Origin of the sequence: Novosphingobium sp. KCTC 2891 (assembly GCF_025938155.1) — a bacterium.
Taxonomy (GTDB): domain Bacteria; phylum Pseudomonadota; class Alphaproteobacteria; order Sphingomonadales; family Sphingomonadaceae; genus Novosphingobium.
This window is the reverse complement of the sequence record NZ_JAPCZG010000014.1, coordinates 58,835-67,822: the sequence shown is the minus strand read 5'-3', so window position 1 is coordinate 67,822 and position 8,988 is coordinate 58,835. Positions and strand designations below refer to the sequence as shown.

Genomic DNA, 8,988 nt, shown 5'->3' with positions numbered 1-8,988 from the left:
GCCTCGGCTTCCTTCAGCACCGCAATGATCTGCTCTTCCGTGAACCTCAATCGCTTCATCGTCCGTCCTTCCATCAGGGCCGGACTCTAATCACACTTGGAGGAAAATCAGGGGGTCACGTCAAAAATTACCAACTTATATTCACAATATGCATTTGACGATCTTTCTGCCAGGAAAATAGGTTGATGGCCGCGAGGCGCCACGCGATCGACACTTCGGCCGTGGAGTTGTCGAGGGTGGCAAAAACTGTTCTTCGCCCCAAGAGACAACTCGGTCGCTGCCTTTGCATCGGCAGGCTGACAGCGCAGGCGGACGGCCACTTTCTGGTCACGCGTTGATCGTTCAGGGGGTATGCCAATAGCGTTCACGAATGATGCGCTTGTAGAGCTTGCCGTTCTCCTCCCGAGGGAGTGCCAAATCAAAATCCACCGATCGCGGACATTTGATGGAGGACAGTCTCTCGCGGCAGAAGTCTATCAGTTCTGCGGCAAATTCCGGCGTGGCATCGGCCATGTCGAGCGGCTGGACCACAGCCTTCACTTCCTCGCCGAATTCGCAATTTGGGACGCCGATGACAGCGGCGTCGGCGACGCGCGGATGCGTGACAAGCAGGTTTTCGACTTCTTGCGGGTAAATGTTCACGCCGCCAGAAATGATCATGTAGCTCTTACGGTCCGTGAGGAACAGGTAACCCTCGGCGTCCACGTGGCCGATATCGCCGAGGGAGGACCAGCCAGGGTGCTTGGGATTGCGACTGTCGCGGGTTTTGCCTGCATCGCCTAGGTACTGGAAATCCCAGCCGCCCTCGAAATAGACCAGGCCCGTCGCTCCCGGTGGGAGTTCGTCGCCCTCCTCATTACATACATGGAGTGTTCCCCAGGTTGCGCGGCCGACCGAGCCGGGCTTCCGCAGCCATTCCTCCGACGTTATCCCGGTCGAGCCATTGCCTTCCGATCCGCCGTAGTACTCGTAGAGAATCGGGCCGAGCCAGTCGATCATTGCGTGCTTGACGGGGATTGGGCAGGGGGCTGCTGCGTGGATTACCAGTCGGAGCGATGCCAAGTCATAAGCGGTACGAACGGCCTCGGGCAGTCTGAGTAGGCGGGAAAACATCGTCGGCACCATTTGCACCAACGTCACCTCGTGTTGCTCAATAGCGCCGAGTGCCGCTTCCGGCTCGAATCTGGGCATCTGCACCACTGTCGCCCCGAGCCTGTGGCAGCCCGTCGTATAGGCTAGCGGAGCGGTATGGTAGAGCGGGGCGGGCGAGAGATAGACGTCGTTCGGACCAATACCGTATCGGCCTGCGAGTAGGGTGGCGATCTGATGGGGATCGGTGACACCACCTTCGGGTAGCGGCAGCCGCACCCCCTTAGGCTTGCCGGTCGTCCCGCTTGAATAAACCATGTGGAAGCCCGGGGATTCATCCAGGATATGTTCGGAGGGCTGGCGGTCCAGCGCATCGGCCCATTCCTGAGGCGACAGGATCGCCAGCAAGGGATCTGGTGCCAAGGCAGCTAGGCCGCGTAGCTCCGGCGACGCGACCAGAACTTTTGCCTGCGAATTTGCAAGAATGTATTCCGCTTCCGGCGCGGTCAAGGACGTCGCGATCGGGGTGACATAGGCTCCACAGCGTTGGGCCGCCCAATATATTTCGAACACTTCGGCGCAGTTGGGCAGCCAGAACGCCACGGTATCACCGCGTTCTACTCCCAACTTTCGCAACAGCCATGCCCCCTGGTTGGCTCGGTCTTCCAGTTCGGCGTACGTGAGACCGCGCGAACCATCTGTCATGATGAGGGCGGGGCGTTCGGGCTGGGCGCGGGCATGATGCCGGGGATGGGACATTGAATGTCCTTCTCAGCGCAAGGAAAACTTCTTGGCCTTGTCGGCCATCAGGGCAGCGCGATCCACCTGCGGCACGCCCACAGGGTTGCCGATTTGAGGGAATTTGAGCGCATTGGCCAGCGCCACTGAGCGGGGCATGTCCAGGCTGGTCCAGATCGCCTTGATCGAACCCTGGATCGCTGCGGGTGGTTTGGCAGCAATCTGCACGGCCAGTTCGTGCGCGCGGGACCAGAGGTCCTCGAGCGGCAGCACCTCACTGACCAGGCCGATCGACTTTGCATATTCAGCGCTCATCCGCTCGTCATTGCCGAGCAGCACCATCCGCAATACGTCGGCCAGCGGCATCTTGTAGGTCATGCCAATCGGCTCGAGTGCACTGGTCATGCCATAAGTCACGTGTGGATCGAAGAAGGTGGCTTCTTCGGATGCGATGATGATGTCGGCTTCGTTCAGCCAGTAGAACGCGCCGCCGGCAGCCATGCCGTGAACGGCCGCGATGACCGGTTTCCAGCAGTGTTGCGACTTTGGCCCCAGCTTGTCGCCGGGGTCTTCGCAGTGCCAGATGTTGTCCAGATCCACGACCGGGCCATCTTCACCACCCTTGACGTCGGCCCCGGTGCAGAAAGCGCGGCCGGGAGCGGCGCGCAGGATCGCTACGTGAACATCGTCGTTCCAGGAAATTTCGTGCCAAACCTGGGCAAATTCATCCATCATCAGGCGGTTGAAGCTGTTCATTGCCTCGGGCCGGTTGATGGTGATCGTGGCTACGTGATCGGCCACATCGAAAAGTATGGTTTTGTAGCTCACGCTTGACTCTCCCGCGTGCGACGTGTTCATGAGTGGTATGTAACGTAGTTATACAAGTGAGAGGATTGATGGCAAGCGCAATTCCCCCGGACCTGCGCTCACAGGTAGAGCAGCGCACCGGCTGTGTCATCGCCGCCGAACAGGCGCGCGGTGGTGGCGGTGCGTCGCGGCAGGGTGCCGAAGTGACCTTGCGGGATGCCGCTGGTGTCGAACGCCGCTGCTACCTGGCGTGGGACGCCAGGGCTGGCGATTCCTCGCGCTTGGCATTCTTTGAACGGGAAACCGCGATATTGGCCGCCCTCTCTGGCCCGTTTCGCGGCGCGGGGGTGAAGGTGGCGCCGCTTGTCGCCGCCTTCCCTTCGCATCTAGCGCTGCTGAGCGAATTCGTCCCGGGCAGCGATCGCTTTGCCGCCGCGACCGACAAGTCTGCATTGGCGCGCGATTTCGTGCGCCAGCTTGCGGGCCTGCATCGGCTGGATGCTCGCGATCCGGCGTTTGCGGCGCTGGGCGATGCGACTGAGCCGCCATCGGCGCGGATCCGTCATAACCTGGCGGCATGGCAACGCGACAATCTGGCCGCCGGGGCTGATCCGGTCCTTCAGATCGCCCTGACATGGCTGGCGCGAAATGTGCCGGAAGACCGGGGCCCGGCGTTGGTGCTGCATGGCGATGCCGGGCCGGGCAACTTTCTGTTCACGGACGACCGCGTAGCGGCGCTGGTCGATTGGGAACTGTCTCATCTGGGCGATCCGATGGAGGACCTGGCGCAAATCTGGGTGCGCAGCCTGATCCAGCCCTTCGTGCCCATGCGCGAAGTCTTTGCCACCTATGCGCAAGCAAGCGGTGCGCCGGTCGACGTTGCTCGGGTCAAGTTCCACCGCCTCTACTTCCAGGTGTCGTTCTCAGTGCCTTCGGCCGTGATGGCCAATGCGCCGGGATCGCAGGTTGGCGCCACGGGCACGGCGTTGCTGTTCGGCACGATGCATCGGCGAGTGATGGTGCGCGCAGTTGCCGAACTGGCCGGAATTGCGCTAGCCGATCCGACGTTGCCTGCCGGTGCGCCGGACTGGACGGATCGCTATTTTGCTTCCGCGCTCGATGACCTCAAGACCGATATCGTGCCTGCTGCTGCAGCAAACCAGCGGGCCGGGGCCAAGGCCAAGGAGCTTGCGCGGCTGGTCAAGTTCTGGCGCATGCGGGCAAGCCACGGCGCAGCGTTCGATGCTGACGAACTCTCTGACATTCGCGCTCTGGCACCTGACGCAGGGCCCGATCTCGCCGCTGCGAGGACCGCTCTGGCGCGAATGATCGCCGCCAACACGGTGGACTTCGCCGCTGCCCTGCAAGTTTGCCACAACCGCACGGTGCGCGAGACCGCGATCATGGCCGAAGCCATGGGGGCGCTGGCCACTACTTGGTATGAACCGATTGCCGATTGAGGACGCGACATGGATTTCGACCTTTCCGACGAACAGAAGATGCTGGCCGAACAGGCGCGCGGGCTGCTGGCCGAACGCACCCCGTTCGACCGCCTGCGCCAGCTCATTGACGCCGGGGCCGAATGGGACGAGCCGCTTTGGCGCGAAATCGCCAGTATGGGCTTTACCGGCGCAGCCATCCCGGAGGACTTCGGCGGGCTAGGCATGACCGAGCTCGACCTTGGCGTTATCCAGCAGGAACTGGGCCGGGTAAACGCCTCGGTGCCGTTCTTTTCCTCAATCGTGCTGGCCGCCGATGCCATCCGGCTCGCCGGGACCGAAACGCAGAAGGCGGAATGGTTGCCGCAACTGGCCAGCGGCGATGTGATCGCCTGCTTCGCCAGTGCCGAAGGGCCGGGGCCGATGCTGGGCCAGGGCGTTGCTTTGGTTGGGGGCAAGCTCAATGGCACCAAGCAGCCGGTGGCCGATGCAGGCATCGCCAGCCTGGCGGTGGTGCAGGTGGGCGATGGCCTCGCGCTGATCCGGCTGGACCAACCCGGTGTGACCCGCACGCGGCTGGACAGTTTCGATCAGTTGCGCGCGCACTACCGCATCGATTTTAACGATGCCGTCGCCGAGCCGCTACCTGGCGGGGGCGTGCTGCCCACGCTGTTCGATCGCGCGGCGGTGCAGGCCGCGTTCGAGGCGGTGGGCGGAGCCGAGGCGTGTTTGCAGATGGGCGTTGCCTATACCATGGAGCGCCAGATGTTCGGGCGCCCGCTCGCGGGTTACCAGGCGATCAAGCACAAGCTGGCCGACGTGGCGGTGGCGATCGAACTGGCGCGCTCGAATGCCTATTTCGCTGGCTGGGCGGCGCAGGCTTCGCCGCACGATTTGCCGGGCGCAGCGGCTGCCGCGCGGCTGACCGCGATCAAGGCTTTCGAACTGGCAGCGCGCGAGAACCTGCAAGTTCATGGCGGCATCGGCTACACGTTCGAGGCCAACTGCCACTTCTATTACCGCCGCGAACGGATGCTCGCAGTGATCGTGGGCAATCGCGGCTTCTGGGCCGGGCGGCTGCTCGATGCGCACAGCGCCACGGTCGATACGTGTTCGCAATCCCAGGGAAAGGCGGCCTGACATGGATTTCAATGACTCTCCCGCAGAAGCCGCTTTCCGCGCGCAGGCGCAGGCCTGGCTGGCTGCACATGCCCCGGCACACGTCCTGCCGGTCGGGATCAAGATGGCCGATACCGAGGAAGCCGCGCGCGGCCGTGCCTGGATGCGTGAATTGCACGATGGCGGCTGGGCAGGCCTGACGTTCCCCAAAGCGTTGGGCGGCCGCGGCCTGTCCGGGATCGAGGCGGTGATCTTTGCCGAAGAGGAGGCGCGGTACAATCTGCCCAAGGGCCCGTTCACCTCGATCGGCACCGGCATGGCGTTGCCGGTGATCGCCCGCCACGGCACTGACGAGCAGCGCGAACGCTTCATCGCGCCCACGCTGAAGGGCGACGTGACGTGGTGCCAGTTGTTCTCGGAACCCGCCGCAGGGTCCGATCTGGCGGCGCTGCGCACCCGTGCGGTGCAAGCCGACGATGGTTCGGGTGACTGGATCGTCAATGGTCAGAAGGTCTGGTCGAGTTGGGCGCACCTGACCGATTGGGGCATTCTGGTCGTGCGCACCGACCCGACGGTGCCCAAGCACAAGGGGCTGACGTTCTTCGTCGTCGACATGAGCACGCCGGGCATCGAAACCCGCCCAATCCGCCAGATTTCCGGCATGAGCGAATTCAACGAGACGTTCCTGACCGATGTGCGCATCCCTGATGCCAACCGCCTTGGTGCGGTGGGCGAGGGCTGGGCCTGTTGCATGACCGTGCTGATGGGCGAGCGGCTGGGTTCGGGCGCGCACCGCAGCGGGGTGGAGCCGTTGCTGGCGCTGGCTGGTCGGACGCCCGATGGCGATGGCGGCACCATGGCCGACGATTGCGCGGTGCGATTGGCGCTGGCCGACGCGCTGGCCGAAGAACAGGGCGAGCGCTTCTTTCAGGCGCGGCTGCGCACGATGGTTTCGAAGGGCGAAAATCCGGGTGCGCTGGCGGGCATGATCAAGCTGGCCTACGCAGGACGGCAACAGCGCGCGTTGGGGCTGGGCATGGAACTGCGCGGCCTTGATGCCATCGCCGCCGACCCCGCCGACACGGCGACGTCCGAACTGCAATACGACTATATCTACTCCACCGTGATGCGCATCGCGGGCGGGGCCGATGAAGTGTTGCGCAACCAGATTGCCGAACGCGTGCTGGGTATGCCCGGCGAAGTTCGCATGGACAAGAACGTGCCGTTCGAGCAACTGCGATGAGCGGCGTTCCCCTCCGCCGGCTGGGAAGCACCGGCCTCACCGTTTCACGCCTGTGTCTGGGCTGCATGAGCTTCGGCGAGCCGGGGACGGGTGCACATCCATGGGTGCTGGACGAGGACGCCAGCCGTGCCATCATCCGCCGGGCGCTGGATGCCGGAATCAATTTCTTCGATACGGCCAATGTCTATGCAGACGGGGCTTCGGAGGAGATCACCGGGCGGGCGCTGCGCGACTTTGCCCGGCGCGATGAGATCGTCATCGCTACCAAGGCGTGGGGGGCATGGGGCAAGGGGCCGAACCAGGGCGGACTTTCACGCAAGGCCTTGCTGCAGGCGGTCGACGATAGTCTGCGGCGCCTGGGTATCGACACCATCGACCTGTATCAGATCCATCGTTGGGACAACGAGACACCGATCGAGGAAACGCTCGAAACGCTCAATGATATCGTCCGGGCCGGCAAAGCGCGCTACATCGGCGCATCATCGATGCACGCATGGCAGTTCCAGAAGGCGCTCTGCTTGTCGGAGCGGAACGGATGGGCGCGGTTCGTGTCGATGCAGAACCATCTCAACCTGCTGTATCGCGAAGAAGAGCGCGAGATGCTGCCGCTATGCCGCGATGCGGGAATTGGTGTCATCCCCTGGAGCCCGCTGGCGCGTGGGCGGCTGACCCGGCCGTGGGGTGAGGAAACGCAACGGTCTTCCAGCGACCGGTTCGGCGCGATGCTTTATGCTCGCACACAAGCCAGCGATCAGCAGGTCGTGGAAGCGGTGGCGGCCCTTGCTGCGGCGCGAGGCGTACCAATGGCGCAAGTTGCGCTTGCCTGGGTGCTTGCAAAGCCGGACGTGACCGCCCCCATCATTGGCGTGACCCGGCTGGCGCAGTTGGACGATGCGCTTGCTGCGCTTGACCTTACGCTCGACGCCGATGAAATCGCCACTCTGGAAAAGGCGTACGTGCCTCATCCCGTCTTAGGGCACGCCTAGGGTCCCAACCCGATCAGGTTTGGGACCCCTCGGGCTGCCCGCCGTCAGGCCGCCTTGCGGCGCGCCTTGGCGGCGGCGGCCAGGGGAGCCACCAGTTCCTTCTTCAGGATCTTGCCATTGGGGTTGAGCGGCATATCCGGCAGGATCAGCAAAGTGCGGGGCACCTTGTTGTCGGCCAGATGCTGGCGGCAGAATTCGATGATTTCGGCCTCGGTCGCAACCTTGCCGGGGCGTAAGGTGACAGCAGCGGCGATGTCTTCGCCCAACACGTCGTGTTCGATGCCGACCACGGCCGCCTGTTGCACCGCCGGGTGCAGATGCAGCGCGGTCTCGATCTCCAGCGGGGTGATGTTGTAGCCCCCACGGATGATCAATTCTTTCGACCGGCCGGCCATGATCAGGTCACCCTCCGCATCGACGTAGCCAAGGTCGCCCGTGCGGGTCCAGCCACCGATGAAGCTGGCTGCCGTCGCCTCCGGATCGTTCCAATAGCGACGGGGATGGTTCTGATAGCCATAGATTTCGCCGACGACGCCCGGCTGGCTGATGATCGCGCCCTGTTCGTCGCGCAACTGCATATGCTCGGGCAACTTGCCGACGCAGCCGGGCTTGAGCACTTGTTCCTGCGTGGTCGTCCCGATGCCGATGCCGCCTTCGGACATGCCGTAGCTGTTGCGCATCCGCACGTGCGGCCACAAGTCCAGCGCGCGCTTGACCGAATCGTGAGGCAGCGGCGCGGTGCCGGTCATCAGGTACTTGACCCCGGCGAAGTCGTAGTCCGCGACATCGGGATGATCGAGGATCAGTCGCAGCATCGAGGGCACCAGATAGACCAGGTTCGGCCGCTTTTCGCGCACGAGGTCGAGGAATCCCTTGGGGTCAAATTTCGGCTGGGTGATCGCGGTCGCCCCGCCGCGTGCGGGCAGCATGACGATGCCGAGGTTGCCGCCTGATCCGGTCAGCGGCAGCGCGCTCAACGTCGAGCGTGAGCGGTCGAGGTTGGTACCGGTGACGCCTTTCATCAGGTCGGGGTGGGTGACGACCACCCCCTTGATCTTGCCGGTCGTGCCGCTGGTGCCAAGGATTTCCGCATCGGCGAGCGGATCGAGCGCTGACTGATCGGGCAACGCGGACAGGTCGCGCGGCATCGCATCGACCGTCCAGCAGCCGGCGAGGTCCAGCCCTGCGACCACGTCGGGCACGTCGGTGATGCACCAGCGCGGGGTGGTCAGCGCGGCGAAGTCGGTGATTTCGCGATGGGTGAGGCGTGTGTTGATAGGGCAGACGATGCCGCCTGCGCGGAACACCGCGAATACCGCGATCGCCATTTCGACGGCATGGGCATTGCTGATCGGCAGGAAAACCCTGTCGCCTGGCTGAAGGCCGGCAGCGGCGAGCCCGCCGCCAATTGCGTCTGCCTCGCTATCCCATTGCGCGTAGGTGATTTTCCGGTTGATCCCGTCGTGGGCGATCTCGTCGCGCTGGTGCAGCGCCCGCACCTTGAGCGCATCGCTGATCCGCCGAACCTCCGTCATTCTCAAAATTCCTTGCTTAGCTCTCCGGGTTC

General features: G+C 63.8%; 7 protein-coding genes. 4 read left to right on the top strand and 3 right to left on the bottom strand.

What is annotated here, in order from left to right:
- Positions 1-342 precede the first annotated feature (342 nt).
- The gene (locus OLX02_RS18490; protein ID WP_264425217.1) at positions 343-1,848 is read right to left on the bottom strand and encodes an acyl-CoA synthetase; all 1,506 of its coding nucleotides are present in this window, start codon (positions 1,846-1,848) and stop codon (positions 343-345) included.
- Positions 1,849-1,860: 12 nt separating this feature from the next.
- A complete protein-coding gene (locus OLX02_RS18485; RefSeq protein WP_264425215.1) occupies positions 1,861-2,655 on the bottom strand; it encodes an enoyl-CoA hydratase/isomerase family protein in 795 nt (264 codons plus the stop codon).
- 68 nt (positions 2,656-2,723) lie between these two features.
- On the opposite strand from OLX02_RS18485, the gene OLX02_RS18480 reads away from it, so the two are divergent.
- Genes OLX02_RS18480 through OLX02_RS18465 form a run of 4 tightly spaced genes read left to right on the top strand, consistent with a single transcriptional unit; the run spans position 2,724 to position 7,421 of the window.
- Positions 2,724-4,094 carry a phosphotransferase family protein gene (locus OLX02_RS18480; protein WP_264425213.1) on the top strand — a complete coding sequence of 457 codons (1,371 nt, stop codon included), beginning with the start codon at positions 2,724-2,726 and terminating at the stop codon, positions 4,092-4,094.
- A 9-nt stretch (positions 4,095-4,103) separates the two neighbouring features.
- Positions 4,104-5,213, top strand: a complete 1,110-nt coding sequence (locus OLX02_RS18475; protein WP_264425211.1) for an acyl-CoA dehydrogenase family protein — start codon at positions 4,104-4,106, stop codon at positions 5,211-5,213.
- A 1-nt stretch (position 5,214) separates the two neighbouring features.
- Entirely contained in the window at positions 5,215-6,435 is a 1,221-nt protein-coding gene (locus OLX02_RS18470; RefSeq protein ID WP_264425209.1) for an acyl-CoA dehydrogenase family protein, read from the top strand.
- Positions 6,432-7,421: an aldo/keto reductase gene (locus OLX02_RS18465; RefSeq protein WP_264425208.1), complete on the top strand. Its 990-nt coding sequence runs from the start codon at positions 6,432-6,434 to the stop codon at positions 7,419-7,421. The genes OLX02_RS18470 and OLX02_RS18465 overlap by 4 nt, the downstream gene beginning before the upstream one ends.
- 44 nt (positions 7,422-7,465) lie before the next feature.
- On the opposite strand, the gene OLX02_RS18460 is transcribed toward OLX02_RS18465, so the two are convergent.
- Positions 7,466-8,956, bottom strand: a complete 1,491-nt coding sequence (locus OLX02_RS18460; RefSeq protein ID WP_264425207.1) for a class I adenylate-forming enzyme family protein — start codon at positions 8,954-8,956, stop codon at positions 7,466-7,468.
- Positions 8,957-8,988 lie beyond the last annotated feature (32 nt).

What these genes read in the sequence shown, in the direction of transcription:
- OLX02_RS18490 (WP_264425217.1), bottom strand. Translation starts at nt 1,848, where the DNA reads ATGTCCCATCCCCGGCATCATGCCCGCGCCCAGCCCGAACGCCCCGCC.
- OLX02_RS18480 (WP_264425213.1), top strand. Translation starts at nt 2,724, where the DNA reads ATGGCAAGCGCAATTCCCCCGGACCTGCGCTCACAGGTAGAGCAGCGC.
- OLX02_RS18475 (WP_264425211.1), top strand. Translation starts at nt 4,104, where the DNA reads ATGGATTTCGACCTTTCCGACGAACAGAAGATGCTGGCCGAACAGGCG.
- OLX02_RS18470 (WP_264425209.1), top strand. Translation starts at nt 5,215, where the DNA reads ATGGATTTCAATGACTCTCCCGCAGAAGCCGCTTTCCGCGCGCAGGCG.
- OLX02_RS18465 (WP_264425208.1), top strand. Translation starts at nt 6,432, where the DNA reads ATGAGCGGCGTTCCCCTCCGCCGGCTGGGAAGCACCGGCCTCACCGTT.
- OLX02_RS18460 (WP_264425207.1), bottom strand. Translation starts at nt 8,956, where the DNA reads ATGACGGAGGTTCGGCGGATCAGCGATGCGCTCAAGGTGCGGGCGCTG.